This is a genomic window from Streptomyces sp. TG1A-8 (assembly GCF_030499535.1).
Lineage (GTDB): Bacteria > Actinomycetota > Actinomycetes > Streptomycetales > Streptomycetaceae > Streptomyces.
The window spans coordinates 1,109,916-1,129,342 of record NZ_JASTLB010000001.1 but is presented as its reverse complement, the minus strand read 5'-3'; the positions used below and the strand labels follow the sequence as shown (position 1 = coordinate 1,129,342).

The following is a 19,427-nucleotide window of genomic DNA, read 5'->3' as shown; positions in this document are numbered from 1 at the left end:
GCGTGTTCCTTTCCTGGTGCTCGGTACGGTTCAGGCCGCGGCGGACTTGACGGCGTGGGCGACCCGGGCGCGCAGTTCGGCGTACTCGGTCGACTCGCGCAGCTGTTCGGCGTCGACGTCACCGCGCGGCAGGGGGATGGGCAGGTCCAGGGCGACGGTGCCGGGGCTCCTGGTCAGCACCACGATGCGCGAGCCGAGGAACACCGCCTCGTCGGCCGAGTGCGTCACGAAGACCGTGGTCCGGCCGGTCTGGGCGGCGACCCGCCGCACGTCCTCCTGCAGCCGCTCGCGGGTCAGCGCGTCCAGCGCCGCGAACGGCTCGTCCATCAGGAGGAGGGGGTGTTCGGCGGCCAGGGCGCGGGCGATGGCCACGCGCTGCTGCTGGCCGCCGGAGATCTCCCAGGTGCGCCGTCCCCCGGTGCCCTCCAGGCCGACCCGCGCCAGCAACTCGGCACGCCGTAGCGGCCATTGGGCACGGTCGACGCCGGCGTACCGCAGCGCCAGGTCGATGTTGCCCCGGACGGTGCGCCACGGGAACAGCCGGGGGGTCTGGAACACCACTCCGGCCGCCCCGCCGGGCCGCGGAGCGGTGCCGAGGACGCGTACCGAGCCGTGGGTGGGCCACTCGAACCCGGCGATCAGCCGCAGCAGCGTGCTCTTGCCGCAGCCGGAGGCGCCCACCAGGACCAGGAACTCCCCGGCGGGGACGGTCAGGTCGACCGGTCCGACGGCGGTGACGCTCTCGCGGCCCCGGCCGTACCGGTGGACGACGCGGTCCAGGCGTACGGCTTCCGCACGGGTGGCGTCCGCCGCCGCCTTCTCGGCCGTCCCGGTCGTCTCATTTGAGGACATCGGACAACCCCTTGAGGTAGAACGCCCTGCGGACGGCCTCCTGGGACGGCACGCCGTCGATCTGCTTCTGGCCGGCCAGGAACCGGGCGGTGTCGGTGACGTAGCCCAGCAGCTTGCCCGGAGCGCCGTCGGTGCCGAGCCAGTCGGCGGACACCACCTGCTCCGGGGTGAGGAACACCCCCTGCCTCAGTTGGGCCCTGGCGTCGGCGGCGCTGATGTCCAGCTCGGCCGCGACCGCCTTGACCGATCCCTCGGGGTCGGACTTCAGCAGCCGCAGCGCCTGCGCCTGCGCCTTGCGCCAGGCGTCGATCGCCCCCGGGTCCCGGGCGATCAGGTCGTCCGAGACCACGGCCAGGTCCAGGGTCGGCTTGCCGGCGGCGCCGATCTCCTTGCTGCTGGTGAGCTGGGTGCCGGTCGTGCGCAGCTCGTCCAGGGTGGGCAGCCAGACGTAGGCGGCGTCGATGTCCCCGCGCTGCCAGGCGGCCAGGATCGCCTGCGGCTGCAGGTCGACGAGCTTGACGTCGGACGTCTTCAGCCCGGCCTTCTCCAGCGCCGCGAGCAGGCTGTAGTGCGAGGTGGAGGCGAACGGGGTGGCGACCGTCCTCCCCTTCAGACCGGCGACGTCGGATATGCCGGTCGCCCTGCGCGCCACCAGGGCCTCGTTCTCGCCCGCCACGTCCAGTACCCAGGCGACCTTGTACGGGATCGGCGAACTCCCGGACACCCCACGGGCGAACGGGCTGGAGCCCAGGGCTGCGATGTCGAGGGACTTGCCGAGGAAGGCCTGGTTGACGCCGGCGCCGGAGTCGAACTTGATCCAGGTGATCCGGTGGTCCGGCAGGGCCTTCTCCAGCAGCTTGCCGTTCTTCACGAGCAGGTCCCCGCTGGGGAACGCGAAGTAGCCGATGCGCAGCCGCTTGGAACCGCCGGACGCCGACGCCTCGCTGTCCCCGGAGCAACCGGTGACGGCGGCGGAGACGGCGGCCAGTGCTCCGGCGAGGAGCAGACGGCGGGAGGGGCCCGGCGAAGCGGTGCCGGCGGGGACTGGAGGCATGACGGGGCCGTTTCTGTGCAGGGGAGGGCGAGCGAAGGGCGGAAAAGGATGAGGAAGGGACGACGAGAGGCCGGAAAGAACGGGAAGGGGAGCGGCAGCGTGGGGCGGGATCAGGAGCGCCCGCGCCAGGGCACGACGGCACGCTCCAGCCGCAGCAGCAGTCCGTCGATGACGAGCCCGGAGACCCCGATGGCGATGATGCCGACGAACACCACGGGGGTGTTGTTGTAGTTGGCGGCGTCCTTGACCATGCCGCCGATGCCGGGCAGGCCGTTGACCAGTTCGGCGGCGACGAGGGAGGAGTACGCCACGCCCACGGCCAGCCGGACGCCGGTGAGGGTCTCCGGCAACGCGGACGGTACGACGACGTCCTTGACGACGTCCCAGCGCGACGCGCCGAGGGCGCGGGCCGCTTCCACGAGACTGCGCGGCACGGCCGCGACCGCCGTCGTGGTGGACACCGCCACCGGCGGGAACGCGGCCACCGCCAGCAGCGTGATCTTCGGTTCCTCGTTGATGCCGAGCCAGATGACGAGCAGGGAGAAGTACGCCAGCGGCGGCAGGGTGCGCAGGAACGTGATCCAGGGCTCGAACAGCGAGCGCAGCCAGCCGACGGTGCCCATCAGCAGCCCGAAGAGCACTCCGAGGGCGATGCCGATCCCGGCCCCGAACGCGATGCGCCGCAGGCTGATGCCCAGGTGCTCGACGAGGTAGGTGCCGTTGTAGCCCCGTACGCCGTCGTGCGTGGTGGACACGGCGACGAACGCGTGCCACACCTTGGCCGGCGGTGGCACCAGCGTCTCGCTCCACGTGCCGCTCGCGGCCAGCAACTGCCACAGGGCGAGGAAGAGCACCAGCGAACCGAACGGCAGGGCGGCGGAGCGGAACCGGACCCACCGGCCGCGCCCGGACGGGCGGGGCGCGTCCGGCGTCGGGAGGTGGTCGGGGTCGGACAAAAGGGGTGCTGTGGACACGCGGCGTCCTCGAAAGGGGGAGGGAAGCTGGCGGAAGCGGCGGACGGCCGCTCAGGGGAGGCGCGGATACCGGCCCCCGCCGGGTGGGAGCACCGGACGGCGGGCGCGTCAGACGAGCCGGATCAACAGCAACAACACGAAGCCGGGCGTCGGCACAGGTCGATGACCAGGCGTCGCACCAAGGGCTCGTGATTCATGAGGCCCATTTGTACCGCAGGGGCCGGTCCGCCACCAAGAGGCGTCCCACTTCGTGGAACGGGCGGGGCGCGTGGGGCCCGTGGCCGCCGCGCCGGCGTCGGCGGGGAACATCGCCCTCCCCCGAAGGCGACGTTCCCCGGCCGCCCCCGGTGCCGGTCCGCGGCGGGCCATGTGCCAAGACTGCCGTCACCGGGGTCCGGGCGCCTGAGTCGGGGGCTACTCAAGTCGCCCTGTATCAGATCTGAGTAGGCACGCTCCTGTTGTCGTGACGATTGACGAACAGGACGCGAGGACGCTGGAACTGCCCTGGCCCTTCACCGGCCGGGAGCGCGAACTGGAGCTGCTGCGCGACTCGTCGGCGGCGGGCCGGCCCGGCATCGTGGTGACCGGGCCGGCGGGCCGCGGCAAGACCCGGCTGATCGCCGAGGCGCTGCGCGGCACCGGCTGCACCCGGGTGACGGGGACGCCCGAGACCCGGGGCCTGCCGTTCGCGGCGTTCGCGCACCTGCTGCCCGACACCGTCTCGCTGCACCGCGCGGTGCACCTCCTGTCCGGCGTACGGCTGCTCGTCGTCGACGACGCCCACCTGCTCGACGAGGCCTCCGCCGCCCTCGTCCACCAGCTCGCCGCGCACGGACGCACCCGCCTGGTCGTGGCCGCCACGGACGGGGCGCCGGCACCGGGCGCGGTGTCCCGGCTGTGGACGGGGGAGCTGCTGCCCCGCCTGGCCCTGGAGCCGCTGCCCCGCGAGGACACCGCCCGGCTGCTCGCCGCGAGCGGTCCGGAGCCGCTCACCGTGGACCGCCTGCACCGGATGTGCGCCGGTGACCTGCGGCTGCTACGGGACCTGCTGGGGGCGGTGCGCGCCCGCGGCCGGACGGTCCGTGTCCCGGACTCCGACGCGTGGGCGTGGCGCGGCCCGCTCCCGGTCACCGCCACCGTCCGCGACCGCCTCGCCCCGGTGCTGGAGCGGCCCGGCCCCGGCGAGCGCGAAGCACTCGAACGCCTCGCCTTCGCCGAGCCCCTGCCGCTCACCCTGGACGACCTCACCCGCGACGGCTTCGACGTGGACGTCCTCGAACGCCTGGAGGCGGACGGGCTGGTCCACGTCGACGACCCCGGTTCCGTCACCCTCGCGCACCCCCTGCACGGCCCGGCCCTGCGCGCCACCACCGGTCGGCTGCGGGCCCGGCGGCTGACCCGCGCACCGGACCGGTGCGGACCTGCGCTGGGGGACGAACAGGACCGTCTGGAGCGGCGGTTGGCCCGGTACGAGGCGCGCGGCGTGCCCACGCCGGTGGGGGACTGGCTGGTGGCCGAGGGGCTGCCGGTCCCCGCCGGGTACGCGGCGGTGCGCGCCCGGTACGCCCGACTGCGCGGAGAACTGCGGCAGGCGGCGGCGTGGGCGCGCGAAGGACTGCGCGACACACCGGCTGACGCCCGCTGCCGTCGGGAACTGGCCGAAGCCGAAGGCCAGTCGGGCCAGGCGGAGGGGACGGGGGTGTGGGCCGCCGCGGCCCGCGGTGACATCGAGGGCGCACTGGCCTCGATCGCCGGGGAGGACGACGTGGTCGCGCGGTACGACGCCGTGCGCCTCGGCGCTCCCGGCCGGGTCGCCGGAACGCTGCCGGCCGGCGGGGTGTTCGCCCGGCACGCGGAGGCGCTGGCCCGCGGGGACGGGGCCGCCCTGGACCGGGTGGCCGAGGCGCTGGTGGAGCGCGGCCTCCTGCTGTTCGCGGCCGAGGCGCACGCCCAGGCCGTCCGGGCCCACCGCGACCCGCGCGCCGCCCGCGTCTCCCGCACCCGCGCGGTCGCGCTGGCCCGCCGCTGCGAGGACGCCCGCACGCCGGCGCTGTCCGGACTCCTCCTCGGCGAACTCACGGCCCGGCAGCGGCAGATCGTCACGCTCGCCGCCGCCGGTCTCAGCAACCGCCAGATCGCCGAGAAGCTGACGCTGTCCGTGCGGACCGTCGGCAATCACCTGTACGGCGCCTACACCCGGCTCGGCGCGAGTGACCGCGGGGCGCTGCCGTGGCTGGGGGACCTGCGGGATGCCGAACCGGCGTAGGCGGGCCCGAGGGGGCTCGTCGCCCGGAAGCGGGCGGGGCGGGCCGGTGGGGGCCGGGGCCGGGGACGGGACGGCCTCGGACCGGGGGCGGAGCCGGGGGAGGGGGCTGCGGGCCGGCGGCCGGCGGCCGGCCCGCAGCGGCGGGCCGCGCCCGGCACCGGCGTCCGGCCGCCGGCACGGCCCCGCACCCGTGCGTTCGCGTCCGGCCGACCGGTGACGCGCCGCCCCGCCGCCGCCCCGCCACCGTGGGGGCGTCCCCCGGAGCCCCGGCGACGTGAACGCGTCCTCCTCACCGCCCCGCACGCCGCGGGCGCGCCCCCTCAGGCCGCCCCGAACGCCGCGAACGCCCAGCCCGTGGCCAGGTGGAGCGGGTCGCCGGGCTGGGTGGTGCGGGCGTCGCGCAGGGCCTCGGGCAGGGAGAGGCCCGCTTCGAGGCCCTTGTGCAGGGCGAGCATCAGGGGCACCACCGCCGCGTCGTTGACCGGGGCGCTGCTGGCCACCACCCCGGCCGTGCCCAGCGGCAGCAGCGCGGTGACCAGGCCGAGCAGTTCGTCGGCGCCGACCGAGGCGAGCCGGGCGGTGTCGCAGCTGGAGAGGATGATCCGGTAGGGGCTGCGGGACAGGCGCTCGAAGTCGTGCACGATCAGCGGTCCGTCGGCCATCCGCAGGGCGGAGAACAGCGGGCTGTCGGCGCGGAACGTGCCGTGCGCGGCCAGGTGGGCCAGGGCGGCGCCGTCGAGCTCGGCCAGCACGCGCGGGGCCTCGGCCGCCGCGTCCTCCAGGACCGTCGCGGTGCCGTACCGGTCGGCCAGCTCGGGCACCTCCGCGCCACCGGACGCGAGCCCGGGGCCGCGCACCAGGACGTGCCGGCCGCCGGGCGGCGGCGCGGTCTCCCGGGCGCGCAGCCAGCTCGCCGCCGACGGCGACACGCTCAGCACCCGCTCCCGCAGCGCGGGCAGCAGCGCCCACGGCACCCGGTGCAGCGCGCCCGGCGGCACGATCACCACCGGTCCGGACCCGAGGTGCGGCACGGCGCCGGCCAGCAGCAGCTCCTCCAGGCGCCGCCCGCCCGCCTCCACCAGCGGCAGCCGCGCCTCGCCCCCGGGCTGCGCCAGCCGCCGCAGCCCGGCCTGCACGTGTGCGGCCTCGGCCACCGCCTCCGCCAGCGCCCCGCCCGCGAACCGCCGTACCCGGCCCCGGCCGCACAGCAGGACGTGCACCCGTCCGTCCACCACGGCGAGTTCGACCAGCAGCGCCTCGCCGAGCCGGTCCAGCAGGCGGCCGACGTCGAAGCGGTCGCCGCCGCCGGGGGCGGAACCGCGCATGTGGTGGGTGCGGGAGCGGATCTCCCGCTCCAGCCGCCGCTGTTCGCGCTCCAGCGCCGGCACCGGGCGGCCCTCCATCCGGGCGGCCTCCGCACGGGCCGCGATCTCCCGGTAGGCGGTCAGGCCGCTGAGCAGCGCCGCGTCGGCGGGCGGCCGGGCGGGCGGCGCGGACAACAGGGTCGCCCGCCAGCGCTCGCTCCACTCCAGCAGCCGCCGCGGATCGCCCTGGGTGAGGCTCACCTCCTGTGCCAGCGCGGCCAGTTCGGCACCCTGCGCGGTGGCCCGGGCCCGCAGCTCGGAGGCGCCCAGCGTCATCCGGTGGTCGTCCAGGACGTCCAGGCCGCGCCGGCAGGCCTCCAGCACCCCGCGCGCGGAGCCGGCGGCCCGGGCCCGCAGTGCCTGCGCGGCCCAGCCCGTCACCCGGGCTGGCGGCGGTCCCGCGCGCCGGCTGCGGGCGGCCACCGCCAGGTGCCGTTCCGCCTCCGCTGTCCGGCCCAGCGCGAGCGCGATCCGGCCGGCCAGCAGCGACGCCTCCGGCGCGGCGGGCGAGCCGAACGAGGTCAGCCGCTCGGCGGCCGCCGCCGCGTCCGCCACCAGCCGCCCCGACCGGCGCCCGGCCGCCACCCGCGCCTCGGTGAGCACCAGCCGGGCGTGCGTCTGCCACCAGGTCCGCCGCTGCGCGGCGAACAGCCGTACGGCGTCGGCGGCGCGGGCGATCGCGGTGTCCGGGTCCCCGGCCGACCGGGCGGCCCGCGCGGCGGCCAGCAGCAGCTCGGCCTTGCGGGTGGACTGTCCGCCGATCCGGTCCAGCAGGGCGATCGCCGCGTCCGCCTCCGCCAGCGCCTCCGGGGCGAGCCCGGCGGCCATCAGCACCTCGCAGCGCCGGATGGACAGCATGAACGTCGGCGTGCCGAGCTTGGCGTAGCGCTCCTCGGCCTCGTCCAGCAGCCGCAGCGCCGCCGGGATGTCGCCGGACCGGAACGCGGCCAGCCCCCGGCTCTCCACGGCGTCCGCCTTGTCGTGTTCCTGGCCGGTGGTCCCCCACAGCCGTTCCGCCGCCGCGAAGTCGGCCTCGGCCCGGTCCACCGCGCCCAGCGCCAGGTGCACGGTCGCCCGCAGGGTCAGTGCCCGCGCCGTCCAGATCACGTCCCCGGCCTGCCGCAGCACCGGGATCGCCCGCCGCACGTCCTCCAGCGCCTCCCGGTGGCGCCCCAGCACCCACCACACGTACGCCCGCCGGTACAGCACCCGCGCCCGGGTGTGCCCGGTGCCCCGCGCGACCCCCTGCTCGAACGCCGACAGCCCCTGCCGCGTGCGCCCCGCGTGCACCAGTGCGACCCCCAGCGTCGCGAGCACGTCGGCCTCCCGCTCGGCGGAGTCGGCACGCGCGGCGAGGTCACGGGCCCGGCGCAGATGCCGCAGCGCGATCCTCAGGTCGCCAAAGTCGCGCTGCCAGATGCCGAGCACCTGGTGCGCCACGCCGGCGTGCAGCGGTGGGGGAGCGGAGCGCAGCACCTCTTCCGCGCGCGCCCGGGCCCCGGCCGGGTCGGCGAAGACCATCGGCAGCAGTTCGAGGACCGGCTCGCTTCCCGCTGTCATCCCTCGCATGGTAGTGGCCCGCGCAGGGCCGTCACACGCGCGCGCCAGGGCCCCCGCGGCCGTCACCGTCCCTCCCCGTCGCCGTCCCCCGGGGCCCCGCGCCCCGCACGACCCGCGGCCGGAGGTGTATCAAGCGGGGCTCCGGCGGCTCTGACTGTCGGACACCGTCTCAGGGGGAGGACACGTCATGGCACCACGGCGATTCCACGAGCAGTTCGACCACATCCAGCGCACGATGCCCGGCACCCCCTTGGCCATGGGGCCGGACGGGGACGCCGAGTTCCTCTACGAGAAGGGCGTCGTCCTCGCCCGCGACGGCGAGGAGGCCCGCGTCGTGGAGGACACCGTGCGCGCCCACTTCACCGCCACCCAGGGCCTGGTGCCCGACCACGTGCGCCGGACGGGACCCGGGACCGGCCGCACCGGCGTCACCCGCATCCGGGTCGGCGACCCCGCCCAGGGCGAGGACACCGTCCCGCACGCCCTGCGCGCGCTGCGGGAGGCCGAGGGCCGCCGGGGCCGCCGGCTGGTCGGGCGCAACCACGTCGTGCACATCGCGGTCAACGCCTGTCCCGGCGACGAGCCCGTCCCCGTCCCCCGCGGCGAACCGGCCAACCCGGCCCCCGCCGGGGGGTTCCACGACCCGGACACCGCCGTCACCGTGCTCGTCGTCGACACCGGGCTCGTGCACGACCACCGCGCCCACCCGCTGCTCGCCCACACCACCGGCGACCCCGAGGTGTGCGAGACCGGCGCCGACGGGGTGCTCCGGCCGTACGTGGGCCACGGCACCTTCATCGCCGGGATCCTCGCCGCCGTCGCGCCCAACACGGACGTCACCGTGCGCGGCACGCTCGACGACGCGGGCGCCGTCCTGGAGTCCGAGTTCGGCGCCCGGCTCTTCGAGGCCGTCGACGAGGGCGGCTGGCCGGACGTCATCAGCCTCTCCGCCGGCACCTCGACCGGCGGCACCGACGGACTCCTCGGCCTCGACGCCTTCATGCGCGAACTGCGCGCCCGGCACACCCTGCTGGTGGCCGCCGCCGGCAACAACGCCAGCGACAACCCGTTCTGGCCGGCCGCCTACGCCGCCCTGCCCGAGTACGCCGACTGCGTGCTGTCGGTCGGCGCGCTGCGCGGGGACGGCGCGTCCGGCGCCTGCTTCGGCAACCACGGCCCCTGGGTGCGCGTGCACGCCCCCGGCGAGCGCCTGACCAGCGCCCTCACCGGCTTCACCACCCCCGTGCCGTACGTCTACCAGCACTCCACCTACGACACCTGCCGGTACGGCTTCGACTACGCCTGCACCTGCCAGTACCCGCGCCACACGGGCGTGCTGAGCGAGGCGTGGGAGAACAGCGGGGGCAAGCCCGAGCAGGTGATGTTCGACGGACTCGCGCAGTGGAGCGGGACCTCCTTCGCCACCCCGGTCGTCGCCGGACTCGTCGCCGCCCACATGACGGCGCACAAGGAACGCGACCCGCGCGCGGCCGGCCGCGACCTGCTGGCCCGCACCACGGAGGTGGCCGAAGTGCGCGGGGCGCGCGTACCGGCGCTCCGCCCTCCGACCTGGCGCCCGGTCCCCCTCGTGATCCGGGAGCCGTCCGCATGAGTACCGGAACCCTCTGCTCCACGGCGTACGATGACGTGCCGTACACGAGGGGTGGAACCGTGGACCGAACAGAGGTCGGCGTGTTGGTCCAGTCCGCCGTCGACGGCGACGCCGCGGCCTGGAAGGCACTGGTGGAGGGGCTGAGTCCGCTGGTGTGGTCGGTGGTGCGCGCGCACCGGCTCTCCGACGCCGACGGGCACGAGGTCTACCAGACCGTGTGGTTCCGCTTCGCCCAGCACCTCGGCCGCCTCCGGGAACCCGACAAGGCGGGCTCCTGGCTGGCCAGCACGGCCCGGCACGAGTGCCTGAAGGTGCTCAGGGGACTGACCCGGCTGACCCTGACGGACGATCCGCGGGTGCTGGACCGGGCCAGTGACGAACGCACGCCGGAGCAGTCGCTGATCGACTCGGAGGAGGCGGCGGCCCAGGCCGAGCGGGTCCGCCGGCTGTGGCAGGAGTTCGAGGGACTGGGCGACCGGTGCAGGCAGTTGCTGCGGGTGCTGATGGCTTCACCGCCCCCCAGCTACCAGGAGGTGTCGGCCGCGCTGGGCATCGCGGTCGGCAGCATCGGGCCGCTGCGCCAGCGCTGCCTGCGCCGGCTGCGGGCCCGGATGGACGCGCGGGGGACGGTATGAGCGGCACGGACGGGCACGGGACCCCCGGCGGGGGCTTCGACGGGGGAGGCGCCGGCGACGCCCGGCTGGAGGAGGAGCTGCGGCAGGCGGCCGCCGTGCTGGACCCCGTCCCCGTCGAACTGCGCCAGCTCGCCCTGGACGCCTACGCGTTCCACGACCTGGACGCCCGCCTCGCCGAGCTGACCTTCGACTCCCTCGTGGACGGCCTGCCGGTCCGGGGGGTGTCCGAGGCCCCGCGGCTGCTGACGTTCCGCGCGGGGGAACTGACCGTCGACGTCGAGGTCACCGCGGACGGACTGATCGGGCAGGTGCTGCCGCCGCAGCGGGCGCGCATCGAGGTGCTCGGCGGCCCCCGGACGGTCCGTCCGGTGTCCGTCGACGCCCTGGGCCGCTTCACCGGAGAGCAGCCGCCCGCCGGTCCGTTCGCCCTGCGGCTGAGCACCGGCACGGAGGTGATCGTCACGGAGTGGCTGCGGGCGTGACCCGGTGCGCCGGGGGGGCATGGGCGGCGGGTGGTGCGGGCCGCGGTGCCACCCGCAGCGCGCCGTCAGTCCAGCAGCTCCCGCACCAGCGCGCCCACCTGCTCGGTCTCGATCAGGAACCCGTCGTGCCCGTAGGGCGACTCCACCACCCGCAGCCGGTCGGCGCCCGGGATCAGCGCGGCCAGTTCCGCCTGCTGGGCGAGCGGGTAGAGGCGGTCGGAGTCGACGCCGGCCACCAGCGCCGGGGCGCTCACCCGGCCGAGGGCGGCCCGCGGACCGCCCCGGTCCCGGCCCACGTCGTGGGCGTTCATCGCCTCGGTGAGCACGACGTAGCTGGCCGCGTCGAAACGGCGCACCAGCTTGGCCGCGTGGTGGTCCAGGTAGGACTCCACCCGGTACCGCCCGCCGCGCCGGGGGTCCTCCGCGTCCTGCGGCGCGCGGCCGAAGCGCGCCTGCAGTTCCGGCTCGCTGCGGTAGGTGACGTGGGCGAGCCGGCGGGCCAGGCCCAGACCGGTGTGCGGGCCGCGGCCGGTGCCGTGGTAGTCGCCGCCGTGCCAGTGCGGGTCGCAGCGGATGGCCCGCAGCTGGATGCCGGCCCACGCGATCTGCTCCGCGCTCGCCGCCGCCGCCGTGGCGAGCAGCAGCAGCGCCCCGGTCCGCCCGGGGTGGGACACCGCCCACTCCACGGCCCGCATCCCGCCCATCGAACCGCCCACGACCAGCGCCCAGCGCCCGATGCCGAGGGCGTCGGCCAGGCCGGCCTCGGCGGCCACCTGGTCGCGCTGGGTGAGGAACGGGAACGCCGCGCCCCAGGCCCGCCGTCCGTCCGGGCGCGGTGAGGCGGGGCCCGTGCTGCCCTGGCAGCCGCCCAGCACGTTCGGTGCCACCACGAACCACCGGTCGGTGTCCAGCGGCAGCCCGGGCCCGATCAGGGGGTCCCACCAGCCGGGCGCGGGATGCCCGGGCCCGGCGGGACCGGCGGCGTGGCTGTCACCGGTCAGCGCGTGCAGCACCAGCACCGCGTTCGACGCGTCCGGCGCGAGCCGCCCCCAGGTCTCGTAGGCCAGCCGCACGCCCGGCAGCTCCCCGCCCGCGTGCAGCGGCAGCGGCTTCCCGGCCGCGTACCAGCGGCGCCGGCCCGGCGGGTCCCCCTCCCGCCAGGCCCCGGTGGTGAACGGCGCCATGGTCAGGCCGTGCCCTTGGCCGCGCGGAAGCCCGCCTCCAGATCCGCCTTGAGGTCGGCGAGGCTCTCGATGCCGACTGACAACCGCACCAGGCCCGGCGCGGTCCCGGTGGCCACCAGCTGGTCCTCGGTCAGCTGGCTGTGTGTCGTGGAGGCCGGGTGGATGATCAGACTGCGGACGTCGCCGATGTTGGCGAGGTGGCTGAACAGCTCGACCGCGTCCACGAACCGCTTGCCCGCCTCGACCCCGCCGCGCAGTTCGAAGGAGACCACCGCGCCGGCGCCGCGCGGCAGGTACCTCTGCCCGGCCTCGTACCACCGACTGGATTCGAGGCCCGGATAGTGCACGACGGCGACCTCGTCGCGCTGCTCCAGCCACTGCGCGAGCGCCTGCGCGTTGGCGGTGTGCCGCTCGATGCGCAGGCTCAGCGTCTCCACCCCTTGCAGCAGCAGGAACGCCGAATGCGGGGCGAGCGCCGGGCCGAGGTCGCGCAGCAGCTGCACCCGCAGCTTGACCGCGAACGCGCCCGGGCCGAGCGCCGGCCAGTAGCGCAGCCCGTGGTAGCTGGCGTCCGGCTCGGTGAAGTCCGGGAACCGTCCGGGGTGCGCCCCGAAGTCGAAGGTGCCGCCGTCCACCACCACACCGGCGATCGCGGTCCCGTGCCCGCCGAGGAACTTGGTCGCGGAGTGCACGACGACGTCCGCGCCGTGCTCGATCGGGCGCAGCAGGTACGGCGTCGGCACGGTGTTGTCCACGACCAGCGGGACGCCCGCGGCGTGCGCCACGTCCGCGACCGCCCGCACGTCGAGCACGTTGCCGCGCGGATTGCCCAGTGACTCGGCGAAGAACGCCTTGGTGCCCGGCCGGACCGCGGCCCGCCAGGCCTCGGGATCGTCCGGGTCGTCCACGAACGACACCTCGATGCCGAGCCTGGGCAGGGTGTGCCGGAACAGGTTGAACGTGCCGCCGTACAGGGACGCGCTGGAGACGACGTGGTCCCCGGCACCGGCCAGCGTCAGCAGCGCCAGGGTCTGGGCCGCCTGCCCCGACGCCAGCGCCACCGCCGCCACCCCGCCCTCCAGCGCGGCGATCCGCTGCTCGAGGACGTCGGTGGTGGGGTTGTGGATGCGGGTGTAGATGTTGCCGGGCTCGGCCAGCGAGAACAGGTCCGCCGCGTGCTGCGTGTCGCGGAACACGAACGAGGTGGTCTGGTAGACGGGCGTGGCGCGGGCGCCGGTGACCGGGTCCGGGGCGGCTCCGGCGTGGACCTGCTTGGTCTCGAAGGACCACGCCGAGGTGTCGGCCTGCGTGCTCATGGTGCTCCTCGTGCGGGGGGGTCGGCGGACGTGCGACGAGGTAAGCACGGCCGGACGGAGTCCGGCGGACGTGTCGCACACGCGACACGAAGACGTCACACACGACATGCCGCCGCAACGGCGGCCCGCTCCCGGCACGGTCGGGCGGGCCGGCCCGAGGGCCCGCGCGGCACGGCTCCGCCCCGGCCGGGGTGCCGGCCGGGGCGGGATCACGTGCGGGGCGGCCCGGGCGCCGCGGACGTCAGCCCAGGGACGCCAGCGCCTCGTTCCAGGTGGCCGACGGGCGCATGACCGCGTCCGCCTTGGCCTTGTCGGGCTGGTAGTAGCCGCCGATCCCGGCGGGGGAGCCCTGGACGGCGTTCAGCTCCTCGACGATCTTCTGCTCGTTCGCCGCGAGGGTCTCGGCGAACGGGCCGAAGGCCTTGGCCAGGCCGGCGTCGTCGGTCTGCCGCGCCAGCTCCTGCGCCCAGTACAGGGACAGGTAGAAGTGGCTGCCGCGGTTGTCGATGCCGCCGACGCGACGGGTGGGGGACTTGTCCTCGTTGAGGAAGGTCGCCGTGGCGCGGTCGAGGGTGTCGGCGAGGACCTTGGCACGGGCGTTGCCGGTGGCCTCGGCGTACTGCTCGAAGGACGGCACCAGGGCGAAGAACTCGCCGAGGGAGTCCCAGCGCAGGTAGTTCTCCTTGACCAGCTGCTGGACGTGCTTGGGCGCGGAGCCGCCGGCGCCCGTCTCGAACAGGCCGCCGCCCGCCATCAGCGGGACGACGGACAGCATCTTGGCGCTGGTGCCCAGCTCCAGGATCGGGAAGAGGTCGGTCAGGTAGTCGCGCAGCACGTTGCCGGTCACCGAGATGGTGTTCTCGCCGCGGCGGATGCGCTTCACCGACAGCTTGGTGGCCTCGACCGGGCTGAGGATGCGGATGTCCAGGCCCTCGGTGTCGTGCTCCGACAGGTACTGCCGGACCTTGGCGATCAGGTTGGCGTCGTGCGCGCGGCCCTCGTCCAGCCAGAACACGGCCGGGTCGCCGGTGGCGCGGGCACGGGTGACGGCCAGCTTGACCCAGTCGCGGATCGGGGCGTCCTTGGTCTGGCAGGCGCGGAAGATGTCGCCCTTCGCGACCGGCTGCTCGATCAGGGCGTTGCCGTCCCGGTCGACCAGGCGGACGGTGCCCGCGGCCGGGATCTCGAAGGTCTTGTCGTGGGAGCCGTACTCCTCGGCCTTCTGCGCCATCAGGCCGACGTTCGGGACGGAGCCCATGGTCGACGGGTCGTAGGCGCCGTTGGCGCGGCAGTCCTCGATGACGGCCTGGTAGACACCGGCGTAGGAGGAGTCCGGGATGACGGCGAGGGCGTCGTGCTCCTGGCCGTCCGGGCCCCACATGTGGCCGGAGGTGCGGATCATCGCCGGCATGGAGGCGTCGATGATGACGTCCGAGGGGACGTGCAGGTTGGTGATGCCCTTGTCGGAGTCGACCATGGCGAGGGCCGGGCCCTCGGCCAGCTCCGCGTCGAAGGACGCCTTGATCCCGGCGCCCTCGGGGAGGTTCTCCAGGCCCTTGAGGATGCCGCCCAGACCGTCGTTCGGGGTCAGGCCGGCCGCCTTGAGGGTCTCGCCGTACTTCGCGAACGTCTTCGGGAAGAACGCGCGCACCACGTGACCGAAGATGATCGGGTCGGAGACCTTCATCATCGTGGCCTTCAGGTGCACGGAGAACAGGACGCCCTCCTCCTTGGCGCGGGCGACCTGCGCGGCGAGGAACGCGTTCAGCTCCGCGACGCGCAGCACGGAGGCGTCGACGACCTCGTCCTTGAGGACCGGCACGGACTCGCGCAGCACGGTGGTGGTGCCGTCCTCGGCGACCAGCTCGATGCGCAGCGCGCCGTCCTCGGTGACGACGACGGACTTCTCGGTGGAGCGGAAGTCGTTCTCGCCCATGGTCGCCACGTTGGTCCTGGAGTCGGAGGTCCAGGCGCCCATGCGGTGCGGGTGGGTCTTGGCGTAGTTCTTCACCGAGGCGGGGGCGCGGCGGTCGGAGTTGCCCTCGCGCAGCACCGGGTTGACGGCGGAGCCCTTGACCTTGTCGTAGCGGGCGCGGATCTCGCGCTCCTCGTCGGTCCTGGGGTCGTCCGGGTAGTCCGGCAGCGCGTAGCCCTTGGCCTGCAGCTCGGCGACGGCGGCCTTCAGCTGCGGGAGGGACGCCGAGATGTTCGGCAGCTTGATGATGTTGGCCGCGGGCGTCTTGGCCAGCTCGCCCAGCTCGCCCAGCGCGTCCGCGACGCGCTGGTCCTCGTTCAGGTACTCGGGGAAGACGGCGATGATGCGCCCGGCCAGCGAGATGTCGCGGGTCTCCACGGGCACACCGGCCTGCGAGGCGTACGCCCGGATCACCGGCAGGAACGAATGCGTCGCCAGGGCCGGGGCCTCGTCTGTGTAGGTGTAGATGATGGTCGAGTCAGTCACCGGGTGCTCCGCTCCACGTCTGCAACATTGCTCGACATCAAGATATCTCGTGAGCGGCGCCGGCTCGACAGGGGTCCGGGGAGCGGAACCGGCCGCGCCGGCCGGCCGGGGCCGGTGATCGTGCGGTCGCACCGGGCCGGGGCCGGTCCGGCCCCGGGGCCGCGGCGCGGGGGCGTGCGGGCGGGGGTGTGCGGGCGGGGTCCGGGAATTCCCGGCCGGTCGCCCGCGGGCCGTTCCTAGTCGGCCGTGCCCGGGCCGGACGCCGAGTCCTTCGGACTGCGCTGCTGCGGTATCGCCACCGAGTCCCGCTGGAGCGCCACCGTGCGGGTGGGGGCCGGGATGCGGATTCCCTCCTCGCGGTAGCGGCGGTGCAGGCGCTTGATGAACTCGTGCTTGACCCGGTACTGGTCGCTGAACTCGCCGACGCCGAGGACCACCGTGAAACCGATGCGCGAGTCGCCGAAGGTGTGGAAGCGGACGGCGGGCTCGTGGTCCGGGACGGCGCCGGTGATGCCGGTCATGACCTCGGTGACCACCTCGGCCGTCACGCGCTCGACGTGGTCCAGGTCGCACTCGTAGCCCACACCGGCCTGGACCAGCACCGTCAGCTGCTGCTCGGGGCGGGTGTAGTTGGTCATGTTCGCCTTGGCGAGCTGCCCGTTGGGGATGACCACCAGGTTGTTCGACAGCTGCCGCACCGTCGTCTGGCGCCAGTTGATGTCCTCGACGTAACCCTCCTCGCCGCTGCTGAGCCGGATGTAGTCCCCCGGCTGCACGGTCCTGGAGGCGAGGATGTGGACGCCCGCGAAGAGGTTGGCGAGCGTGTCCTGCAACGCCAGCGCGACGGCGAGGCCGCCCACGCCCAGGGCGGTGAGCAGCGGCGCTATGGAGATGCCGAGCGTCTGCAGCACCACCAGGAAGCCGATGGCCAGCACCAGCACCCGGGTGATGTTGACGAAGATGGTGGCCGAGCCGGCCACGCCCGAGCGGGACTGGGTGACCGTGCGGACCAGGCCCGCGATCACCCGGGCCGCCGACAGGGTCACCACGAGGATGAGCAGCACCCGCAGGCTCTGGTTGACGTGGTGCTGGACGGTTCCGGTCAGCGGCAGCGCCGCCGCGGCCACCGCCGTGCCGCCCGCGATCGCCGCCCAGGGGACGACGGAGCGCAGCGCCTCCACGATGACGTCGTCACCGCTCCAGCGGGTCCGCTTGGCGTGTCCCGCCAGCCAGCGCAGCACCGACCGCGACAGGAAGGCCAGCAGCAGGCCCGCCGCGAGGGCGACGCCGGCGAGGACCAGGTCGTCCAGGGTCGGTGTGCGGTTCACCGGCCACCTCCGGCGCGCGGAACCGCCGCGCGGAACCTGATGTGAAGTGTCGTCACGTTGTCACCTGTTCGATGTCCGGGATGTGCGTCCGCGCCGCCCGCCGGACCGGCGGCGGTCGGCGCGAACGTTCATCCTGCCGTATCCGGCAGGCCGGTTCGCGCGCGGAACGGACCGGCGGGGACCGGCACGGACGCCGGCCGGACGCCTCGAGCGGCGGGCCGGGCCCCCGGTGGCGGCGGTGACCGCGGGCCGCCGGACCGGCGAGCGGTCACCGCCGCCGTGGCCACGAGGGGCGGCGCGGCGGGCGAACCCGTCCGAACCTTGACCTCAACGAAGCTCGAGGTCCTACGGTCTGCTCATGAGCATGGAGACCACCGCCTGGACCCAACTGCACAGTGTGATGAACGCGCAGCGGGAGCGCCGGCCCCTCGCCCGCGCCACGCTGCGCCGCATCGCCGTCTTCGCCCGCCCCCATCGCGCCGGCATCACCCGGTTCGTGCTGCTCGGGGTGGTGACCGCGCTGCTCGCCGTCGCCACGCCCGTGCTGGCCGGCCGCGTCGTCGACGCGATCGTCTCGGGCCACGACTCCGGCACCGTCGTACGCCTCTCGCTGCTGATCGCGCTCGCCGCCCTCGCCGAGGCGGCTCTCGGCATCCTCGGCCGGCGCCTGTCGGCGACGCTCGGGGAGGGGCTGATCCTCGACCTGCGCACGGCCGTGTTCGACCACGTGCAGCGCATGCCCGTCGCGTTCTTCACGCGGACGCGCACGGGAGCGCTGGTCAGCCGGCTCAACAACGACGTGATCGGTGCCCAGCGGGCGTTCGCCAACACCCTGTCGGGCGTGGTCAGCAACCTGGTGACGTTGCTGCTCACGCTCGCCGTGATGCTGACCCTGTCCTGGCAGATCACCCTGCTCGCGCTGGCGCTGCTGCCCGTGTTCGTGGTGCCCGCCCGCCGCATGGGCAGCCGGATGGCCGGCCTGCAGCGCGAGGCGGCGACGCTCAACGCGGCCATGGGCAACCGGATGACCGAGCGCTTCTCCGCGCCCGGCGCCACCTTGGTGAAGCTGTTCGGCCGTCCGGAGGAGGAGTCGGCCGAGTTCGCGGCCCGCGCCCGCCGGGTCCGCGACATCGGCGTGCGCACGGCGACGGCCCAGTCCGTGTTCATCACCGCCCTCACCCTGGTCTCCGCCCTCGCGCTCGCCCTCGTCTACGGCCTCGGCGGCTGGTTCGCGCTGAACGGCACCCTGGAGGCCGGTGCCGTCGTCTCCCTCGCCCTGCTCCTGACCCGCCTGTACGCCCCGCTCACCGCGCTCGCCGGAGCCCGGGTGGAGGTGATGAGCGCGCTCGTCAGCTTCGAGCGGGTCTTCGAGGTGCTCGACCTGAAGCCGCTCATCGAGGAGCGGCCGGACGCCCGCGAGGTGCCCGAGGGACCGGTGGCCGTCGAGTTCGACGACGTGCGCTTCGCCTACCCGGCCGCCGACCAGGTCTCCCTCGCCTCCCTGGAGGAGGTCGCCACGCTCGACGGCCGCGGCGGCGCCGAGGTCCTGCACGGCGTCTCCTTCCGCGCCGAACCCGGCCGGACCGTCGCCCTGGTGGGCTCCTCCGGCGCCGGCAAGTCCACCATCGCGCAGCTGCTGCCGCGTCTGTACGACGTCGACGCCGGCGCCGTCCGCATCGGCGGGATCGACGTCCGCGACCTGACCGCCGCCTCTCTGCGGGCCGTCCTGGGCATGGTCACCCAGGACGGCCACCTCTTCCACGACACGGTCCGCGCCAACCTGCTGCTGGCCCGCCCGGAGGCGACGGACGAGGAGCTGTGGGACGTGCTCGGCCGCGCCCGGCTGGCCCAGGTCGTCCGGGCCCTGCCCGACGGCCTGGACACGGTGGTCGGCGAGCGCGGCTACCGGCTCTCCGGCGGCGAACGCCAGCGCATGACGATCGCCCGGCTGCTGCTGGCCCGCCAGCGCGTCGTCATCCTCGACGAGGCCACCGCCCACCTGGACAACACCTCGGAGGCGGCCCTCCAGGAGGCCCTGACCGAGGCCCTGCAGGGCCGCACCGCCGTGGTGATCGCCCACCGCCTGTCCACCGTCCGGGCCGCCGACCAGATCCTGGTGGTGGAGGCCGGCCGCATCGTGGAACGGGGCACGCACGAGGAGCTGCTGGCGGCCGGCGGACGCTACGCGGAGCTGCACCGGACGCAGTTCGCCGAGCGGGCCGCCGCCGAGCGGACGGCCTGAGGGGGACCGTCCTCCCGCCGGCGTCCATCCTCCTGAACGCCGTCCAGCCTCTTGACGACTGTGGTCCAGACCTCTCACCTCACGCCTTGCTCGAAGA

At 74.9% G+C, this 19,427-nt stretch carries 13 protein-coding genes; 5 read left to right on the top strand and 8 right to left on the bottom strand.

Annotation, left to right across the window (positions count from 1 at the left end; translation table 11 throughout):
- Positions 1-30: 30 nt before the first annotated feature.
- The 3 genes from QQY24_RS04490 to QQY24_RS04480 form a co-directional block, all read right to left on the bottom strand.
- On the bottom strand, positions 31-852 hold the full coding sequence (locus QQY24_RS04490) for an ABC transporter ATP-binding protein (protein ID WP_301971353.1): 822 nt from the start codon (positions 850-852) through the stop codon (positions 31-33).
- On the bottom strand, positions 839-1,906 hold the full coding sequence (locus QQY24_RS04485) for an ABC transporter substrate-binding protein (protein ID WP_301971352.1): 1,068 nt from the start codon (positions 1,904-1,906) through the stop codon (positions 839-841). Before QQY24_RS04485 ends, QQY24_RS04490 begins: the two co-directional genes overlap by 14 nt.
- Positions 1,907-2,016: 110 nt before the next feature.
- On the bottom strand, positions 2,017-2,778 hold the full coding sequence (locus QQY24_RS04480) for an ABC transporter permease (RefSeq protein ID WP_301976145.1): 762 nt from the start codon (positions 2,776-2,778) through the stop codon (positions 2,017-2,019).
- Between the two features lie 565 nt (positions 2,779-3,343).
- Between QQY24_RS04480 and QQY24_RS04475 the strand changes: the two genes are divergently transcribed.
- The gene (locus tag QQY24_RS04475; protein WP_301971351.1) at positions 3,344-5,146 is read left to right on the top strand and encodes a LuxR family transcriptional regulator; all 1,803 of its coding nucleotides are present in this window, start codon (positions 3,344-3,346) and stop codon (positions 5,144-5,146) included.
- 320 nt (positions 5,147-5,466) lie between these two features.
- Here QQY24_RS04475 and QQY24_RS04470 read toward each other — a convergent pair whose 3' ends face one another.
- Entirely contained in the window at positions 5,467-8,070 is a 2,604-nt protein-coding gene (locus tag QQY24_RS04470) for a CHAT domain-containing protein (RefSeq protein WP_301971350.1), read from the bottom strand.
- 187 nt (positions 8,071-8,257) lie between these two features.
- Between QQY24_RS04470 and QQY24_RS04465 the strand changes: the two genes are divergently transcribed.
- Genes QQY24_RS04465 through QQY24_RS04455 form a run of 3 tightly spaced genes read left to right on the top strand, consistent with a single transcriptional unit; the run spans position 8,258 to position 10,799 of the window.
- On the top strand, positions 8,258-9,682 hold the full coding sequence (locus QQY24_RS04465) for a S8/S53 family peptidase (protein ID WP_301971349.1): 1,425 nt from the start codon (positions 8,258-8,260) through the stop codon (positions 9,680-9,682).
- On the top strand, positions 9,679-10,317 hold the full coding sequence (locus QQY24_RS04460) for an RNA polymerase sigma factor (protein ID WP_301971348.1): 639 nt from the start codon (positions 9,679-9,681) through the stop codon (positions 10,315-10,317). The genes QQY24_RS04465 and QQY24_RS04460 overlap by 4 nt, the downstream gene beginning before the upstream one ends.
- Entirely contained in the window at positions 10,314-10,799 is a 486-nt protein-coding gene (locus QQY24_RS04455) for a hypothetical protein (protein ID WP_301971347.1), read from the top strand. Before QQY24_RS04460 ends, QQY24_RS04455 begins: the two co-directional genes overlap by 4 nt.
- A gap of 65 nt (positions 10,800-10,864) precedes the next feature.
- Here QQY24_RS04455 and QQY24_RS04450 read toward each other — a convergent pair whose 3' ends face one another.
- The 4 genes from QQY24_RS04450 to QQY24_RS04435 all read right to left on the bottom strand — a co-directional run bounded on the left by QQY24_RS04450 (position 10,865) and on the right by QQY24_RS04435 (position 17,088).
- Positions 10,865-11,983: a homoserine O-acetyltransferase gene (locus tag QQY24_RS04450; protein ID WP_301971346.1), complete on the bottom strand. Its 1,119-nt coding sequence runs from the start codon at positions 11,981-11,983 to the stop codon at positions 10,865-10,867.
- A 2-nt stretch (positions 11,984-11,985) separates the two neighbouring features.
- Positions 11,986-13,299 carry a bifunctional o-acetylhomoserine/o-acetylserine sulfhydrylase gene (locus tag QQY24_RS04445; RefSeq protein ID WP_301971345.1) on the bottom strand — a complete coding sequence of 438 codons (1,314 nt, stop codon included), beginning with the start codon at positions 13,297-13,299 and terminating at the stop codon, positions 11,986-11,988.
- 241 nt (positions 13,300-13,540) lie between these two features.
- Entirely contained in the window at positions 13,541-15,760 is a 2,220-nt protein-coding gene (locus QQY24_RS04440) for an NADP-dependent isocitrate dehydrogenase (protein ID WP_301971344.1), read from the bottom strand.
- 236 nt (positions 15,761-15,996) lie between these two features.
- The gene (locus tag QQY24_RS04435; RefSeq protein ID WP_301971343.1) at positions 15,997-17,088 is read right to left on the bottom strand and encodes a mechanosensitive ion channel family protein; all 1,092 of its coding nucleotides are present in this window, start codon (positions 17,086-17,088) and stop codon (positions 15,997-15,999) included.
- 364 nt (positions 17,089-17,452) lie between these two features.
- Here QQY24_RS04435 and QQY24_RS04430 point away from each other — a divergent pair, with 364 nt between their 5' ends.
- The gene (locus QQY24_RS04430) at positions 17,453-19,330 is read left to right on the top strand and encodes an ABC transporter ATP-binding protein (RefSeq protein ID WP_301976144.1); all 1,878 of its coding nucleotides are present in this window, start codon (positions 17,453-17,455) and stop codon (positions 19,328-19,330) included.
- Positions 19,331-19,427 lie beyond the last annotated feature (97 nt).

What these genes read in the sequence shown, in the direction of transcription:
- QQY24_RS04445 (WP_301971345.1), bottom strand. Translation starts at nt 13,299, where the DNA reads ATGAGCACGCAGGCCGACACCTCGGCGTGGTCCTTCGAGACCAAGCAG.
- QQY24_RS04490 (WP_301971353.1), bottom strand. Translation starts at nt 852, where the DNA reads ATGTCCTCAAATGAGACGACCGGGACGGCCGAGAAGGCGGCGGCGGAC.
- QQY24_RS04465 (WP_301971349.1), top strand. Translation starts at nt 8,258, where the DNA reads ATGGCACCACGGCGATTCCACGAGCAGTTCGACCACATCCAGCGCACG.
- QQY24_RS04455 (WP_301971347.1), top strand. Translation starts at nt 10,314, where the DNA reads ATGAGCGGCACGGACGGGCACGGGACCCCCGGCGGGGGCTTCGACGGG.
- QQY24_RS04450 (WP_301971346.1), bottom strand. Translation starts at nt 11,983, where the DNA reads ATGGCGCCGTTCACCACCGGGGCCTGGCGGGAGGGGGACCCGCCGGGC.
- QQY24_RS04485 (WP_301971352.1), bottom strand. Translation starts at nt 1,906, where the DNA reads ATGCCTCCAGTCCCCGCCGGCACCGCTTCGCCGGGCCCCTCCCGCCGT.
- QQY24_RS04460 (WP_301971348.1), top strand. Translation starts at nt 9,679, where the DNA reads ATGAGTACCGGAACCCTCTGCTCCACGGCGTACGATGACGTGCCGTAC.
- QQY24_RS04470 (WP_301971350.1), bottom strand. Translation starts at nt 8,070, where the DNA reads ATGACAGCGGGAAGCGAGCCGGTCCTCGAACTGCTGCCGATGGTCTTC.
- QQY24_RS04430 (WP_301976144.1), top strand. Translation starts at nt 17,453, where the DNA reads ATGGAGACCACCGCCTGGACCCAACTGCACAGTGTGATGAACGCGCAG.